The organism is Burkholderia sp. AU33803 (genome assembly GCF_002223095.1).
Taxonomy (GTDB): Bacteria; Pseudomonadota; Gammaproteobacteria; order Burkholderiales; family Burkholderiaceae; genus Burkholderia.
In genome coordinates this window covers 613379-629057 of sequence record NZ_NKFJ01000006.1, presented here as the reverse complement: position 1 = coordinate 629057, position 15679 = coordinate 613379, and the positions used below count along the sequence as shown (strand labels likewise).

Here is a 15679-nt window from a genome sequence, read left to right as displayed (position 1 = left end):
GGCGACTGAGCGCCAATCTACCTGACAATCCGGCGTCTATCACCGTTTTTTGCCCCACCGCCCCACCCGCTACGCCGCCACCGCCTCCCCGCCGAGATACGCATCGCGCACACGCTCGTCGTCGAGCAGCGCCTTCGCGGGCCCTTCGAGCACGACGCGTCCCGTCTGCAGCACGTACCCGTAATGCGCGATCTCCAGCGCGAGGCTCGCGTTCTGCTCGACCATGAACACGGTCACGCCCTGCCGGTTGATCGCGTCGATCAGTTCGAGCACCTTGTCGACGTAGAGCGGCGACAGCCCCATCGTCGGCTCGTCCATGCAGATCAGCTTCGGCCGCGCCATCAGCGCCCGCGCCATCGCGAGCATCTGCTGCTCGCCGCCCGACAGCGTGCCCGCGCGCTGCGTCAGCCGCTCGCGCACGCGCGGAAACAGGTTGAGCACACGCTCGTAGTCCTCCGCCACCGCCGCACGGTCGCCACGCGTGTACGCGCCCATCAGCAGGTTCTCGCGCACGCTCATGTCGCCGAACAGCCGCCGCGCCTCGGGCACGGCCGCGATCCCGCGCCGCACGCGCTGCGGCGTCGCGAGCGCCGTCACGTCGTCGCCGTCGAAACGCACGACGCCGCGGCGTGGCCGCATCAGCCCGAGGATCAGCTTCATCGTCGTCGACTTGCCGCTCGCGTTGCCGCCGAGCAGGCTGACGATCTGCCCGCGGCCGACTTCGAAGTTCACGTCGAAATGCACCTGCACCGGCCCGTAGAACGTGTCCAGGTGTTCGAGTTTCAGCAGCGCGTCGGTCATGGTCGTGTCGGGTCCGGAAGAAAGTGCCGTCATGCGGCCGCCTTTGCCGTGCGGTCGGCCGGCGCGCCGCCCGCATGCCGGCGGCCGAGGTACGCCTCGATCACGCGCGGATCGTGCCGCACGTCGCGCGGCGCGCCTTCGGCGATCTTCACGCCGTTGTCGAGCACCATCACGCGGTCGGACACGCGCATCACGAGTTCGAGCTTGTGCTCGATCAGCAGGATCGTCAGGCCGCGCGCCTTCAACGACTGGATCAGCTGCAGCATCTCGGCCGTCTCCGTCTCGTTCATCCCGGCCGTCGGCTCGTCGAGCAGCAGCAGGCGCGGATGCAGCGCGAGCGCGCGGCCGATCTCCACACGCCGCCGGTTCGCATACGACAGGCTGTGCGCCGGATGATCGATGCGCGGCGTCAGCCGCTCGCCGAACCCGGCGACGATCGCGCGCGCCTCGTCGCGCAGCGCGGCTTCCTCGCGCCGCACCGCCGCGGGCCGCACGAGCGCGCGCAGCACCTCGGCCGCCGCACCCAGCGCGGGCCAGCCCGGCCGCGCCGCGCGCAGGCGCGCATGCGCGCCGATCAGCACGTTGTCGAGCACGCTCAGATTGCCGAACACACGGCCGTGCTGGAACGTGCGCGCGATGCCGAGCGTCGCGAGGCGCTCGGGCGCGGTGCCGGTGATGTCGCGGCCGTCGAACGTCACGCGGCCGGCATCGGGCCGGTCGGCGCCCGCGATCAGGTTGAACAGCGTCGATTTGCCCGCGCCGTTCGGGCCGATCACGCTCAGCAGTTCGCCTTCTGCGAGTGACAGGCTCGCGCCGTCGAGTGCGGTCACGCCGTCGAAGCGACGCGTCAGGCCCTGCACGTCGAGCAAGGTTCGGTTGGTGGTCATCGCATTCCTCCTCACACCGTGCCGAGCAGGCCCTGCGGCCGGAACCGGACCAGCAGCAACAGCACGAGGCCGTAGATCAGCATCCGGTAGTCGGCCGCCCAGCGGAACAGCTCGGGCAGCCCGATCAGCGCGATCGCACCGACGATGCCGCCGAGCACGTTGCCGAGCCCGCCGAGAATCACCATCGTCAATGCGAGGATCGACACCTGCGAATCGAAGGTCTGGTGGTTGATATAGCTGTACAGGTGCGCGGCGATCCCGCCGCTCACGCCGGCCGCGACGCCGCCGACCGCGAACGCGATCGCCTTGTAGCGGTTCGGTGCGATGCCGTGCGCACGCGCGGCGACGTCGTCCTCGCGCACCGCGCGCAGCGTGCGGCCGAGATGCGAGCGCAGCAGCCGCACCTGCACGAGCGCGAACCCGACGAGCACCGCGAACGTGAACCAGTACGCGGCACGCGCGGTCGTCGCCCACGGCAGCGGCGCGATGCCGGTGATGCCGAGCGGGCCGCGCGTGAGGCCGTCCCAGTTCAGGATCACGAGGCTCACCACTTCGCCGATGCCGAGCGTCGCGATCGACACGTAGTGCCCGCGCAGCCGGAACGCCGGATACACGAGCAGCGTGCCGAGCACGGCGGTGATCACGCCCGCGCACGGAATCGTCACGGCCGGCGACCAGCCGAGATCCGACGACAGCAGCGCCGACGCATACGCGCCGATCACGAGCAGCGCCGCGTGGCCGAGCGAGATCTGCCCGACCGTGCCCGCCACCAGCGTGAGGCTCAGCGCAAGCAGCCCGTACAGCCACGCGTTGGTCAGTGTCTGCAGCACGTATGGCGACGCGCCGAGCCACGGCAGCGCGGCCGCGAGCACGACCAGCGCGACGAGTACCGGGCGCGGCACGCGCACGGCCTTCGCGGCCGCGAGGAAAGTGCCCGTCATCGGCTCAGGCGGCAGCGCGCGGTTCGCGCTGAACAGCCCGTTCGGCCGCCACACGAGGAACACGATCAACAGCCCGAACGCGAACAGGTCGCGATAGCTGGTGCCGAACAGCGCGACGCCGTAGCTTTCGACGAGACCGAGCAGCAGGCTGCCCGCGATCGCGCCCGGCACGTTGCCGAGTCCGCCGATCAGCAGCGCGACCACGCCCTTCAGCGTGGCCTGGAAGCCCATCGCCGGATCGATGCTGTTGTAGTACATGCCGACCAGCAGCCCGCTCACGCCGCCGAGCGCGCACGCGATCGCGAACACGGTCTGGTTCACCCGGTCGACGTCGACGCCCATCTGCAGCGCCGCGTCGCGATCCTGCGCGGTCGCGCGCACGGCCCAGCCGAGCCGCGTGAAGCGCAGGAAGCCGTACAGCAGCGCGGCCGCCGCGATGCCGATGCCCGCGATCAACAGGTCGAGCGAGCCGAGCGTCGCGCCGGCGATCCGCACGTGCCAGTCGGGCAGCGGCGTCGGCACCGCGCGCGGGTCGGCGCCGAACGCGAGCTGCGCGAGCTGGTCGAGGATGAAGCTGATGCCGATCGTCGCGAGCAGCGGCGCGATGCGTGCCGCATGGCGCAGCGGCCGCAGCCCGATCCGTTCGATCGCGATGCCGAGCGCACCGCAGCCGACGACGACCGCCGCGAGCGCCGCCGGCAGCGGCAGCCCGAAGCGCGTCAGGCACAGCCAGCCGATGAACGCGCCGACCATGTAGACCGAGCCGTGCGCGAAGTTGATCAGGTGCGACACGCCGAAGATCAGCGCGAGTCCGACCGCGAGCAGCGCGTAGATGTTGCCGACGATGAGGCCGTTGAGCGTGTAGTCGAGCCAGGAAGCCATCACGATGCGTCCGTTACATGCATGCTGTTCAGGGCCGGGCTCAACGCGCGGCGAGCTGCGGTTTCGCGCCGTCCCACAGCGCCCACTGCCCTTGCTTCACGACCAGATACACGGTGCGTGCGCCCGCGACGCGACGCGTCTGCGGATCGAAGCGCACCTTGCCGAAGATTACGCTCGGCACGTCGCTGATTTTTGCGAAGCCGTCGTGCGCGGCCTGGCGCGTCGTGCCGTAGCGGCGCAGCACTTCCGCCGACAGGATCAGCGCATCGTATGCACGCGCAACGAACGAATCGGGATCGGCGTGGAATTTCGCGCGATAGCGCTGCACGAATGCCTGCACTTCGGGGCGCGGTTCGGCCGGGAAGAAGTTCGATTCCGTATAGACGCCTTCGACGGCCGTGCCGCCCAGTTCGAGGAACTTCGGCGAGTACACCGAACCGACCGCCGCGATCGGCAGCGTGAGCCCCGATGTACGCGCCTGGCGCACGATCTGCGCACCGTCCGCGTAGTACGAGATCAGCACGATCGAATCGGGCTTCGATTCGCCGATGCGCACGAGCGTCGAGCGGAAATCCTTCTCCGCCGGCTGATAGCCTTCGGCCGCGACGACCTGCGCGCCGAGCCCCGTCACGGCCTTCGCGAAGATGTCCTTGCTGGTGCGGCCCCAGTCGGTGTTCAGGTACAGCACCGCGATCCGCTTGAAGCCGAGTTCCTTCACCGCGTAGCGCGCGAGCAGCGGCTGCTCCTCGGCCTGGCTCAGCGCGGTGCTCCACAGATAGTCACCGCCCTTCGTGAAATCCGGATGCGAGTTGGTGAAGCCGAACTGGATCAGCTGCCCGCGCTGGTAGATCGGCGATGCGGCCATCGACGTCGCACTGGAGAAATCGCCCAGCTCGATCGCGATGCGCGGATCGGCGACGAACTTCTGCGCGATCGCCACCGCCTGGCGCGGATCGCTGCGGCTGTCCTGGAAGTCGACCGCGAGCGGCCGGCCGTGAATGCCGCCGCTGCCGTTGATCTCGTCGAGCGCGAGATCGAAGCCGCGCTTCCATTGTTCGCCGTACTGCGCGTCCTGGCCCGTGAGCGGACCGCTCACGCCGATCACCACCGGCTCGCCCGACACGCCTGCCGCGAGCGCACCGCCCGTCGACAAGCCCCATGCGGCAGCGAGCGCCGCCACCGTGCCCAGCACGCGCCGCCATGCGCCGCGTGCGTCGTTCCCCGAAACGTTCATGCGTCCCCCAGCTTCAGTCAGTCGAAAAGAGTGAGGGCATGTAACCACCCGGTTCAGGACGATCCAACGAAGTTTTGCGCATATCGATATCGTGCGCGGCGCGAAGGGGTTGCTGCTCGCGAACGCTCGTCTGCACACCCTGCGTCGCGCGATGTGAAGGCATGCATCGCATCGCTTTGATTCGATTGGTGTTTCGTTCACGGCGCCGATCGCAACCCGCGTTCAAGCACGCGCGATCGTCTATCGCAACGATCGGGCGCTTCGCAGCTTTCGCGCTGTCGATAGCAAAAATCATTATATGAATCACGCATGCTCACACTCCTACAATGCGCAAATCGCATCATCGGAAGGTGTCATGGAGCTGCATCAACTCGAAGCCTTTTCCGCGGTCATGTCGGCAGGTAGCGTGACCGGCGCGGGCGAGCTGCTCGGCCGGTCGCAGCCGGCCGTCACGCGGCAGATCCAGGAGCTCGAAGCCGATCTCGGCTACGCGCTGTTCGACCGGCACGGCCCGCGCGTCACGCCGACGCGGCGCGCATTCCTGCTCTACGAGGAAGTCGAACGCTCGCTGGTCGGCCTGCGTGCGATCGAGGCGCGCGCCCGGGCGCTCGGCGATGAAAGCGCCGAGCCCGTGCGCATCGCGGCAACCCCTTCGCTCGCGGCCACGCTCGTGCCGGCCGCGCTCGCCGCGCTGCCTGACGATGCGCAGGCGCCCCACTACCAGTTGCGCAGCGAATCGGCCGAGCATGTCGTGCACGAGGTGCTGGCCGGCACGGCCGATGTCGGCGTCGTCACGCTGCCGATGGCGCACGCGGGGCTCGACGTGCACTGGATCGCGCAGACGCCGTGCGTGGCCGTGCTGCCCGCCGGCGATCCGCTCGCGGCGCAGCCGCGCATCGCGCTGCGCGACCTCGCGCGCCGCCGCATCGTGACGGTCGCGAACCGCCACCGGCTGCGCCAGCGGATCGATGCGGCATTCGCGGCCGCGCGGGTCGATGCACGCGTGTTCATCGAAACCAATGCGTCGCTGAATGCGGTCATGGCCGCGCGTGCAGGCATCGGGATCGGCATCGTCGATCCGGCCACGGGCGTCGCACTGCCGGTGGAGGGCGTCGTCGCGCGCCCGCTCGACGTCGACATCCCGTTCGCGTTCGGCGTCGCGACGCCGGCCGGCAAGGCACGCACGTCCGCCGTCGATGCGTTGCTCGACGCGCTGCACCGTACGACGCGCGCGCTGCTCGACGACGTGATCTTCCACGACGCCGCCGCGCACGACGCGCTGCTGCGCGGCGACCGGCTGCGCGCCGAGCGTGCGCCGCGTGCGGCAACCCGCACGACGCGTGCACGCCGGACCCGCCCGGAGGCGGCATGACAACGACCGATCAATTGCACGCACTCGAAGCCCGGCTCGCGCAAGACCTGCGCTGGCTCGACCTGCCCGCGCCGTCGTGGGTGCCGCCGCGCGAGGCCGACGGCACACGCGTGCTCGACGTCGCGATCGTCGGCGGCGGCATGGCCGGGCTCGCGGCGTCCGCCGAACTGCGCCTGCTCGGCATCGACAACCAGTGCGTGATCGACCGCGCGCCGGCCGGCTACGAAGGCCCGTGGGTCACCTTCGCGCGGATGGACACGCTGCGCTCGCCGAAGCAGCTCGCGGGGCCCGCGCTCGGCCTGCCCGCGCTGACGTTCCGCGCGTGGTTCGAAGCGCAATACGGCCGCGACGCGTGGGACGCGCTCTACAAGATTCCGCGCACGCAATGGATGGACTACCTGCGCTGGTACCGGCGCGTGCTCGACCTGCAGGTGCGCAACGACACCACGCTCGTCGCGCTGCGCCCGCGCGACGACGGCTTGCTCGCACTCGACGTGCGCGGCAACGGCGAAGCGCAGACGCTGCTCGCGCGGCACGTGGTGCTCGCCACCGGCCGCGACGGGCTCGGCGGCCCGTACGTACCGCCCGTCGCGCAACGCGCGCCGCGCACGCGCTGGGCCCATTCGTCCGAGCCGATCGATTTCGCGGCGCTCGCGGGCAAGCGCATCGGCGTGGTCGGCGCCGGCGCATCCGCATTCGACAATGCGGGCACCGCGCTCGAAGCCGGCGCCGCACGCGTCGACCTGTTCTTCCGCCGCACGGACATTCCGCGCATCAACAAGCTGACCGGCATCGGCAGCCCGGGCCTCGTGCACGGCTACGCCGATCTCGACGACGCGACGAAGTGGCGCTTCATGCACTACGCGCTGACGTCGCAGACGCCGCCGCCGCGCGACAGCGTGCTGCGCGTGTCGCGTCACGCACATGCGCATTTTCATGCGGGCAGCCCGATCGAGACGCTCGCGGAACATGCGGACGGCCTCGACGTGACGACGCCGCGCGGCCGCTACACGGTCGACTTCCTGATCTTCGCGACCGGCTTTCATTCGGACTGGACGACGCGCGCGGAATTCGCGTCGTTCGGCGCGCAGGTGCGGCGCTGGAAGGACCGCTATCGACCGGAGCCGGGCACGTGGATCGACGAGCTCGCCGAGTCGCCCGATCTCGGCCCCGCGTTCGCGTTCCAGGAGCGCGAGCCCGGCGCATGCGCGGCCATCACGCGAATTCACTGCTTCAACCATGCGGCGAGCCTGAGCCACGGCAAGCTGTCCGGCGATATCCCGGCCATCAGCGCGGGCGCCAGGCGGCTCGCGCGCGGGATCGCGAGCCGGCTGTTCGACGCGGACCGCGATCGCCACTACGACGCGCTCGTCGCGTACGCGAACGCCGAACTGCAGGGCGACGAATGGCACGACGCCGACGCATGAGCGCGCGTCCATCGATCACATTGACGACGAAGGGAACCCGAAACGATGACTGAATCCATCACGCCGGCCGATGCGCCGGACACGATCGACGCGGTGGCCGGCCTGCGCGATGGCGACGCCGTCGCCGCGCTGCGTCGCGCACGCGACAAGGTGCTGCGCCATACGCGGCTGAGCGAAGCGGCGCTGCTCGATCCCGCGTTGCCCGATCTTTCGTTGATCGAACGACTGCACGCGGCGCGGTATGTTGCAGAAAAATCAAACGCTCGCGTGCTGGCCGACACCTATCGCGCACGACTGCTCGATGCAGGCGGCACGCTCGACGATATCGCCCGCGCAAACGCCGATGCATTCGACACCTTGCCCCGCCGCCTCGGCGCGATCCTGTCGCATGCACGCCTGCTGACGCACTCGCCGGTCGATGCACGGCCATCCGATCTCGACGCGCTGAAGTCGGCCGGGCTCACGACGCCCGCGATCGTCGCGCTGTCGCAGCTCGTGGCGTTCGTCGCGTATCAGTTGCGCGTCGCGGTGGCCGCGCAGGCGCTTCAGGCACGTGCTGCAACGGAGGCCACATGACGACGACCACTCACGGCTTCACGTCCGACACGCTCGGCTGGCGGGCATGGCTCGACACCGTGTCGCTCGATGCCGCGACGCCCGATCAGCTGGCCGTGCTCGAAGCGAGCCACTCGCAAGCGAAGACGTCCGACTATTACCTGCTGCTCGTCCATCTTCCCGAGATCCTGCGGCAACGCTCGGGCGTCTTCAACGCGATCATGTACGGCCCCGGCGGACTGTCGCGCGCGGAGCGCGAACTGGCGAGCACGGCCGTGTCGCGCGTGAACGGCTGCGTGTACTGCGCGTCCGTGCATGCGCAGCGCTTTACCCAGCTCGCGAAGCGCACCGATGCGATCGAGCAGGTGTTCGACGATCCGGCGACGGCCGGCACGACGGCGCGCGAACGCGCGATCATTCGCTACGCGATTGCGCTGACGGAGCGGCCCGACACGGTCGACGCGGGCGATATCGCCGCGCTGGAAGCCGAAGGGCTGACGCATGAGGAGATTCTCGACCTGTCGCACGCGGTCGCGATCTTCGCGTGGGCGAACCGGTTGATGCTGACGCTGGGCGAGCCGGTGTTTGCGGAATCGGCGGCCGGCGCCTGACCCTTCCGGGGCGCTGACCTGACGTGAACCGGCGTGCAAGGCTGCGCCGGGTCTCACGCCCAGGCGCGTCGCCTAGGGTCGGGCATGGCGAGCTTTCGGCATGCCCGTCAGAACACGCCCGGAATCAGTCGATATCGAACCTGCGACTTGTACGCACGATAAGCTTCGTCTTCTGACAGCACACGTTCCTCCAGCACGATTCTCCCGATCTGCAACAGCATCCAGGCGCCGATCGTGACCAGGTTTCGGATACTGAAATTGCTGAGCAGGAAACCGATTTCAGACAGCAGGTAACCGGCATAGATCGGATGACGCACGAAGCGGTACGCACCGGACGACACGACCCCGCGGTTGGCCGGCAGCAGACCGAACGAGCGCCCCAGCGACAGCTTGGCGAACAATTGCCACACAATCCCGATAATTTGAAAGCCGCCCCCGGCCCACTCCGGAATCAGGTGGGTACTGGCGGTCAGTTGATAGGCGAGGCAATAGAACGAACCGCCGATCGCAGAACACACCGAGACGGGATGCCAGTCGCGTCGTCTGGGCAATTTTGCAAAAGCCGAGAATCCGACGGTCAGTACGGCGGAAACCAGCAGCAGGATCAGCGTGATCCGGCCCGGGTTCACTCGCCACTGCAGATAGATCGCATAGGCAAACAGGCCCAGCACCGTCACCGAACACACGCGAGCGCCGAGCTCGATCAGATTGATCCGCTCCGATTCGTCGCTGGCCGTCACGTGCCCTGCCGGCGTACCTGGCGCGCACGTTCCCCGTCCCCTTGCATCCCGTATCGCTTGTGCCATGTTATTGATTTGTAATTTATTAAGGACTTTTGCATTACCTCGCATTACCGTTTCAGACTAGCACGCCCGATCGACTACCGAGTGGCAAAGTTTTGACTTTCTGACATTAATTAGCGTATTTCCCGAGCCATGGGTCAAACCGGGATGCTGAAGCCAGACAGCGCGCCGCGCGCACAGGATCATCTCCGTCGTGCGCAAACGATTGGCTGTTACGCCGGGTGAAACACCGGCCCGCTTTCAGCTCGCGATGTCGTGATTGAAATCGAAATCGGACAACGGCGCGACGCGGCACATTCCGCGCCGACCGCCTTGATTCGCCACCGCTACGTGACCGATCCAGCCGCGGCCGGGCGCTTTGGCGGCAATGCAGCCAGCTCGCCCCGCCCGCATCACGCCTTGTGCGTCGACAGCAAAATGCTCGTCTCGGTATTCGCGATCCCGTCGATCAGCCGGATCGCGCCGAGCACGCGATCGAAGTGCTCGAGCGAATCGGCATGGAGTTCGGCGACGAGATCCCAGCGCCCGTTGGTGCTGTGGATCGACGCGACGTTCGGATGCCCGCGCAGCACCTTCACCACTTCCGCGCCGCGATTGCCCTGCACGGCGATCGACATCAGCGCGCGGATCCGGTGCCGTTCGGCCGCCGGCTTGAGCCGCACCGTATAGCCGACGATCACGCCGTGCTTCTCCAGCCGCGTCAGCCGGTTCTGCACGGTTGCGCGCGCGACGCGCAATTCCTTCGCCAGCGCGACGACGGGCAGTCGCGCGTTGTCGCGCAGCAGCGCGATGAGCTGCCGGTCGACGTCGTCGAGCGTGATCATGAACGAGCCTTCCTGTTGAACGTGAACCGGCCGCCAGCGTGCCGGAGCCTTCGCCTACCGACCCGCGCAACTTGGTCAAACTGCCATATCTGGCCAGCAATTTGCAAAGTCTATCGATAAATCTGCCACTTTTGCCGTCTTTTTGTTGGCTCGACTCGCCGAAATAATGACGCTATCGACCGGCGAGATGTGCCGCACCGCCGCTTCCAGCAAGCCGGGACGCGCGCCGAAGCACCGCGCGGTCGACCAGAACGCCAGGGACACCCGTACCGGCACTGAGCATATGGAGACAAACGCATGACCCGCTTCCTCGACGTTCCCGCCACCGCCCGACTGATCGCCCAGACCGGCGTCACGACGTTCCTCCGCGAGCTCGTCGACACGCTGCGCGCCGATTACCTGCACTGGGCCGACTTCGACAAGTCGCCGCGCGTCGCGTGCCACTCGCGCGACGGCGTGATCGAACTGATGCCCGTCGCGAACGCATCGCTGTTCGCGTTCAAGTACGTGAACGGCCACCCCGTCAACGCCGCGCGCGGGATGCACACGGTGATGGCGTTCGGCGCGCTCGCCGAAGTCGATACCGGCTACCCGCTGCTGCTCGCCGAACTCACGCTGACCACCGCGCTGCGCACGGCGGCGACGTCCGTGCTCGCCGCGCAAGCCCTCGCCCGCCCCGATTCACGGACGATGGCGCTGATCGGCAACGGCGCGCAGAGCGAATTCCAGGCGATCGCGTTCCACACGCTGCTCGGCATCGACGAAATCCGCGTGTTCGACGTCGATCCGCACGCGACCGACAAGCTCGTGCAGAACCTCGCCGCCTACCCAGCGCTGCGCGTGGTGCGCGCCGCGTCGACCGCCGACGCCGTGCGCAGCGCCGACATCGTGACGACCGTCACCGCCGACAAGGCCTACGCGACGATCGTCACGGCCGACATGATCGAACCCGGCATGCACCTGAACGCCGTGGGCGGCGATTGCCCGGGCAAGACCGAACTCGAGGCCGGTGTGCTGCAGGCGGGCCGCGTGTTCGTCGAATTCGAGCCGCAGTCGCGCATCGAGGGCGAGATCCAGCAGATGCCGGCCGACTTCCCCGTCACCGAGCTGTGGCGCGTGCTGCAGGGCGAGACGACCGGCCGCGAACGCGCGGATGAAGTCACGGTGTTCGACTCGGTCGGCTTCGCGCTCGAGGATTACTCGGCGCTGCGCTACCTGTATGCGCTCGCGCAGCAGCACAACGCGGGCGTCGAGATCGCGCTGATTCCGCCGGCCGTCGACCCGAAGAACCTGTTCGCGCTGATCGACGACCCGGCCGCGATCGCGCAGGGTCACGCGGCGTACGTGACCGAAGCCGTCGCCGCGTTCGCGCGCTGACCGTCATCCCCGGGCGGCCCGCGCGCCGCCCGGCCCGTTGCCTTTCGTTCCTGCCTTCCATGAATCTCGTATCGATCCAGGCACCGGCCGCCGTCGTGATGATCCGGCCGCACCGCTTCCTGCCGAACCCGCAGACCGCGGCCGACAACGCGTTCCAGCGCGCGGCGACCGGCAGTGGCACACCAGACGCATCGTCGGTATCGGCCGCCGCGCGCGACGAAGTCACGGCCGCCGCGCGGACGCTCGCCGATGCAGGCGTGCGCGTGCACGTGTTCGACGACCACGGCGAGCGCGACACGCCCGACTCCGTGTTCCCGAACAACTGGTTCTCGACGCATCCGGGCGGCCACGTCGCGCTCTATCCGATGTTCAGCGCGAACCGGCGCCGTGAGCGGCGCGCGGACGTGATCGAGATGCTGAAGGCCGAGTACCGCGTGCAGGACGTGATCGACTACTCGGGCCTCGAATACGACGACGTGTTCCTCGAAGGCACCGGCGCGATGGTGCTCGACCACGTCGCGCGGATCGCGTACACCGCGCGTTCGCGCCGCGCCGATCCGGTCGCGCTCGAGCGCTTCTGCACGAACTTCAATTTCGAGCCGATCTGCTTCGATACGGCCGATGCGAACGGAAAGCCGATCTATCACACGAACGTGATGATGAGCGTCGCGACCGAGTTCGCGATGGTCGGCCTCGAACTCATTCCCGACCGCCGTCGTCGTGACGAGATCGCGCAACGGCTGGCCGAAACGGGCCGCACGGTGATCGCGCTCGATGCCTCGCAGATCGCGAATTTCGCGGGCAATACGCTGGAATTGTCGGGCAAGGAAGGGCGTGTGCTCGCACTGTCGCAGCGCGCGTACGACTGCCTCACGCCGGTACAGCGCGCGACGATCGAGCGTTCGGCACGGCTGCTGCCGCTCGATGTGCCGACGATCGAACTGGCCGGTGGCTCGGTGCGCTGCATGCTGGCGGGGATTCATCTGGCGCGGCGGGCGGTGGCGCCGAACGTGATAGCCGCGGAATTGGCCGCATCGCCATGCGAGACGATCCCACGGATGTGACCGACGGGCTCACAACGCACAAACGGCTGCCGATGCGATGCAACGGCAGCCGTTTGCGTATTCGAAGAACGTTGAATCGGCGAGCGCCGGCCCGCATCGGCAACGCCACGCAATGCTCCGGTATCCGAATGATGCCGGAGCACACCGGGCTGCTCACCCCGCCAGCAGCTTCAACCCCGCCGGCAGCGTTTCGCCGAACACGCGCACCGTGTCGGCTTCGTCGAACGCGATCGCCTCGCGCACCATGTCGATCCACGCCGCCGATGCATTCGCGGCCGACAGGCGCTTGATCACGGCCTCGCGCGTGTCGTCCGGCAGGTCGCGCGAACGGTCTCCGGTCATCCGCGCGATCTGCGCGGCCGCGAACGCCGCCGGCTCGACCTGTTTCCAGTCGAGCGCAAACAGCGCATCGAGCCAGCCGGTGGCGACTTCCGCCGGCACGACGCTGTGCGCGCTGCCGTAGAACGGCCGGCGCGCACCGATGCGTCCGAGTGCCCACGCGCACAGCGTGCGCTCGGCCGGCTTCTGCAATTGCGCGATCAACCGCTCGGCCAGCTCGACCTTGCGTTCGACGGGCAGCCGCTCGAGCGACGCGGACAATCGCGTCATGTCGGCCGGCCCGACCTTGCCCGGATCGAACGGCAGCTTGCGCCGCTTGTCGTCGGTCGGTTCGAGGAACGCGATCGCGTCGCGCACCTGCGTCTGCGCGTCGTCGTCGAGGCCGCCGGCCACGCGCCGCCACAACGTCCACCACTCCGACCACACCTGAGCGTCGGTCACATACTGAATCCCGTCGTCGAACAGCGGCCACAGCTGCTCGATGCGCCATGCATCGAGCGGATGCCCGAAGCCCGGACGCAGGCAATAGCCGGCCAGGTTCAGCCACGCACGTTCGTGATCGGCCGAGCGCCGGCGGCGCCGCGCGCGCGCAAGCAACGCGTCGAACAATTCACGCGCGAGCGCGACGTCCCACTCTTCGCGCGCACCGAGCACCTGCTCGAGCTGCGCGCGCAGCCGGCGCGTGTCTTTCGGCGTGACACCGGCGGCCTTGCTGCCGAACGAGCGCTCGATGAGTTCGAGCGCCTGGTCGAGCCGCGGATGGCGCGCGAGCGCAGCGTCGTCGCCCTGCGCGGGCGTATCGCCGCGCAACTGGAATTCGAGCCGCCAGCGGCGCGCCGCATCGTCGGTCGCGATGCAGTGCATTTCGAGCGTGCCGACTTCCGTCAGCGACGCGGTGAGCTTCACCGGGGTTTCGCGCGCATCACCGCCCGCTTTCGCGTCGACGACCGTCGCGATCGGCGGAAGTCGCACGAAATCGCCGCCGTCGAGATCGACGAGATCGCCGGGCCGGTATGCGGTGTCGGCCACCGTGGATACGAGGTGGAAACGCACCGGCTGCCCGAGTTGCAGCGCGAACGTGCGATCGTCGAGCCGGATCTCGTGGCCCTCCTCCGTGCCGCGCGGCAGCAGGCACACGCCACGCGCGGCCGCGCCTTCGACGCCATCGTCGAGCACGAGGAAATAGCTGCGCGCGGAACCGCCGCCGATGCGCGGCGCATGCCCGGCGCGCGCGAGCCCGTAGGCCACCGCGCCGCGCGCGACCGCGACGTCCGGATGCGCGTTGTGCAGCACGTCGAGCGGCGCACCGCGCCACGCGCCGAGCGTCTGCGCGAGACGGCCGGCGAGCGCGCCCGCGCGGAACACGCCGCCGTTGAGCAGCAGCGTGTCGGGCAGCGGGCCTTCCGCATGACGGTTCAGGAACGCGGCGACGTGCCGCGTGACGGCCGCGTCGCTCGCATACGGCAGCCCGAATTCGACGATCGCGGCACGCGCACGGCGCGGCAGTTCACCGGCTTCGACCTGCGGAAAGAAACCGTCGACGACGATCTGCTCGACTTCCTGCCGCGTCAGCTCGGCCGAACGCGCGCCACCGACAAGCTTGCTGCCCGCGCCGAGCAGCGTGACGTTGACGGATTCGGGGGCATCGTCGCCGAGCAGCCGCTCCTTCGCGGCACGGCAACGCTCGACGAGCTGCGACAGGCTCGCGGCGGACAGCCGCGTGCCGGGCTCGGTCAGCCGCGACTCGACCAGGCGCGCGAGCGCGAGGTCCATGTTGTCGCCGCCGAGCATCAGGTGGTTGCCGACGCCGACGCGCGTGAACGTCGGCTCGCCGTCGCCGCCCGGCGCGACATCGACGAGCGTGAGATCGGTCGTACCGCCGCCGACGTCGCAGATCAGCACGCGGCGCGCAGCGGCAAACGTCTCGCGCAGCGTGTCGCGCTGCCCGTACAGCCAGTCGTAGAACGCGGCCTGCGGCTCTTCCAGCAGCCGCAGCGCGGGCAGCTTCGCACGCCGCGCGGCCTCGACCGTCAGCGCACGCGCGCCGTCGTCGAACGACGCGGGCACCGTCAGGATCACGTCCTGCTTCGCGAGCGGCGCATCGGGAAAACGGGCATCCCATGCGTCACGCACGTGCGCGAGATAGCTCGCGCTCGCATCGACCGGCGACACCTTGTCGACGCCGTCGGCCGCGCCCCACGGCAGGATCGCCGCGAGCCGGTCGACCGACGCGTGCGACAGCCAGCTCTTCGCGCTCGTCACGAGCCGGCCCGGCACCTGCGCGCCGAGCGTGCGCGCGTAGCGGCCGATCACGGCCGGCGTCGCACCGGTCGCGCTCGCTTTCTGCTGGGCCGCCCACGGCAGCCGCAGCGTATCCGGCGGCAGCTCGCCCGCCGCCGGGTGATAGCGCACCGACGGCAGCAGCGGCTGTGCCGCCACCGCGCCGGGGCCGACCAGCTGCTCGACGTCGAACACGCGGATCGCGTCGGAACCGGCCTCGACGTACGCGACGACCGTATTGCTCGTGCCGAGGTCGATCCCGACCGTATAGCGCTTCATCGC

At 68.9% G+C, this 15679-nt stretch carries 13 protein-coding genes; 6 read left to right on the top strand and 7 right to left on the bottom strand.

Annotated elements, in window-relative coordinates; translation table 11 throughout:
* Nucleotides 1-69: 69 nt before the first annotated feature.
* Genes CFB41_RS20075 through CFB41_RS20060 form a run of 4 tightly spaced genes read right to left on the bottom strand, consistent with a single transcriptional unit; the run spans nt 70 to nt 4745 of the window.
* A complete protein-coding gene (locus CFB41_RS20075) occupies nt 70-834 on the bottom strand; it encodes an ABC transporter ATP-binding protein (protein WP_089457655.1) in 765 nt (254 codons plus the stop codon).
* Nucleotides 831-1688, bottom strand: a complete 858-nt coding sequence (locus CFB41_RS20070) for an ABC transporter ATP-binding protein (protein ID WP_089457654.1) — start codon at nt 1686-1688, stop codon at nt 831-833. The genes CFB41_RS20075 and CFB41_RS20070 overlap by 4 nt, the downstream gene beginning before the upstream one ends.
* Before the next feature lie 11 nt (nt 1689-1699).
* The gene (locus CFB41_RS20065; protein ID WP_089457653.1) at nt 1700-3511 is read right to left on the bottom strand and encodes an ABC transporter permease; all 1812 of its coding nucleotides are present in this window, start codon (nt 3509-3511) and stop codon (nt 1700-1702) included.
* Between the two features lie 40 nt (nt 3512-3551).
* A complete protein-coding gene (locus CFB41_RS20060; protein WP_089443208.1) occupies nt 3552-4745 on the bottom strand; it encodes an ABC transporter substrate-binding protein in 1194 nt (397 codons plus the stop codon).
* A 355-nt stretch (nt 4746-5100) separates the two neighbouring features.
* On the opposite strand from CFB41_RS20060, the gene CFB41_RS20055 reads away from it, so the two are divergent.
* Genes CFB41_RS20055 through CFB41_RS20040 form a run of 4 tightly spaced genes read left to right on the top strand, consistent with a single transcriptional unit; the run spans nt 5101 to nt 8710 of the window.
* Nucleotides 5101-6117 (top strand): LysR family transcriptional regulator, encoded by a 1017-nt coding sequence (locus CFB41_RS20055; protein ID WP_089457652.1) that lies wholly within the window; start codon nt 5101-5103, stop codon nt 6115-6117.
* Nucleotides 6114-7544, top strand: coding sequence for an NAD(P)-binding domain-containing protein (locus CFB41_RS20050; RefSeq protein WP_089457651.1), 1431 nt, complete (start codon nt 6114-6116; stop codon nt 7542-7544). The genes CFB41_RS20055 and CFB41_RS20050 overlap by 4 nt, the downstream gene beginning before the upstream one ends.
* A 45-nt stretch (nt 7545-7589) precedes the next feature.
* Entirely contained in the window at nt 7590-8120 is a 531-nt protein-coding gene (locus tag CFB41_RS20045) for a CMD domain-containing protein (RefSeq protein ID WP_089457650.1), read from the top strand.
* A complete protein-coding gene (locus tag CFB41_RS20040) occupies nt 8117-8710 on the top strand; it encodes a peroxidase-related enzyme (RefSeq protein WP_089457649.1) in 594 nt (197 codons plus the stop codon). Before CFB41_RS20045 ends, CFB41_RS20040 begins: the two co-directional genes overlap by 4 nt.
* Before the next feature lie 107 nt (nt 8711-8817).
* Here the strand turns inward: CFB41_RS20040 and CFB41_RS20035 are convergent, their stop codons facing one another.
* Both CFB41_RS20035 and CFB41_RS20030 read right to left on the bottom strand, forming a co-directional pair.
* Complete coding sequence (locus CFB41_RS20035) at nt 8818-9516, bottom strand: isoprenylcysteine carboxylmethyltransferase family protein (protein WP_089457648.1); 699 nt, start codon at nt 9514-9516, stop codon at nt 8818-8820.
* Between the two features lie 389 nt (nt 9517-9905).
* Entirely contained in the window at nt 9906-10337 is a 432-nt protein-coding gene (locus CFB41_RS20030) for an Lrp/AsnC family transcriptional regulator (RefSeq protein WP_039354504.1), read from the bottom strand.
* A gap of 297 nt (nt 10338-10634) precedes the next feature.
* Between CFB41_RS20030 and CFB41_RS20025 the strand changes: the two genes are divergently transcribed.
* Nucleotides 10635-11714 carry an ornithine cyclodeaminase gene (locus tag CFB41_RS20025; RefSeq protein WP_089457647.1) on the top strand — a complete coding sequence of 360 codons (1080 nt, stop codon included), beginning with the start codon at nt 10635-10637 and terminating at the stop codon, nt 11712-11714.
* 59 nt (nt 11715-11773) lie between these two features.
* Nucleotides 11774-12778: a citrulline utilization hydrolase CtlX gene (gene ctlX, locus CFB41_RS20020; RefSeq protein ID WP_089457646.1), complete on the top strand. Its 1005-nt coding sequence runs from the start codon at nt 11774-11776 to the stop codon at nt 12776-12778.
* A 153-nt stretch (nt 12779-12931) separates the two neighbouring features.
* Here ctlX and CFB41_RS20015 read toward each other — a convergent pair whose 3' ends face one another.
* Nucleotides 12932-15676, bottom strand: a complete 2745-nt coding sequence (locus CFB41_RS20015; protein WP_089457645.1) for an Hsp70 family protein — start codon at nt 15674-15676, stop codon at nt 12932-12934.
* Nucleotides 15677-15679 lie beyond the last annotated feature (3 nt).

Excerpts from the sequence above, each read along its gene's own strand:
- CFB41_RS20075 (WP_089457655.1), bottom strand. The coding sequence starts at position 834 with ATGACGGCACTTTCTTCCGGACCCGACACGACCATGACCGACGCGCTG.
- CFB41_RS20070 (WP_089457654.1), bottom strand. The coding sequence starts at position 1,688 with ATGACCACCAACCGAACCTTGCTCGACGTGCAGGGCCTGACGCGTCGC.
- CFB41_RS20065 (WP_089457653.1), bottom strand. The coding sequence starts at position 3,511 with ATGGCTTCCTGGCTCGACTACACGCTCAACGGCCTCATCGTCGGCAAC.
- CFB41_RS20060 (WP_089443208.1), bottom strand. The coding sequence starts at position 4,745 with ATGAACGTTTCGGGGAACGACGCACGCGGCGCATGGCGGCGCGTGCTG.
- CFB41_RS20055 (WP_089457652.1), top strand. The coding sequence starts at position 5,101 with ATGGAGCTGCATCAACTCGAAGCCTTTTCCGCGGTCATGTCGGCAGGT.
- CFB41_RS20050 (WP_089457651.1), top strand. The coding sequence starts at position 6,114 with ATGACAACGACCGATCAATTGCACGCACTCGAAGCCCGGCTCGCGCAA.
- CFB41_RS20045 (WP_089457650.1), top strand. The coding sequence starts at position 7,590 with ATGACTGAATCCATCACGCCGGCCGATGCGCCGGACACGATCGACGCG.
- CFB41_RS20040 (WP_089457649.1), top strand. The coding sequence starts at position 8,117 with ATGACGACGACCACTCACGGCTTCACGTCCGACACGCTCGGCTGGCGG.
- CFB41_RS20035 (WP_089457648.1), bottom strand. The coding sequence starts at position 9,516 with ATGGCACAAGCGATACGGGATGCAAGGGGACGGGGAACGTGCGCGCCA.
- CFB41_RS20030 (WP_039354504.1), bottom strand. The coding sequence starts at position 10,337 with ATGATCACGCTCGACGACGTCGACCGGCAGCTCATCGCGCTGCTGCGC.
- CFB41_RS20025 (WP_089457647.1), top strand. The coding sequence starts at position 10,635 with ATGACCCGCTTCCTCGACGTTCCCGCCACCGCCCGACTGATCGCCCAG.
- ctlX (WP_089457646.1), top strand. The coding sequence starts at position 11,774 with ATGAATCTCGTATCGATCCAGGCACCGGCCGCCGTCGTGATGATCCGG.
- CFB41_RS20015 (WP_089457645.1), bottom strand. The coding sequence starts at position 15,676 with ATGAAGCGCTATACGGTCGGGATCGACCTCGGCACGAGCAATACGGTC.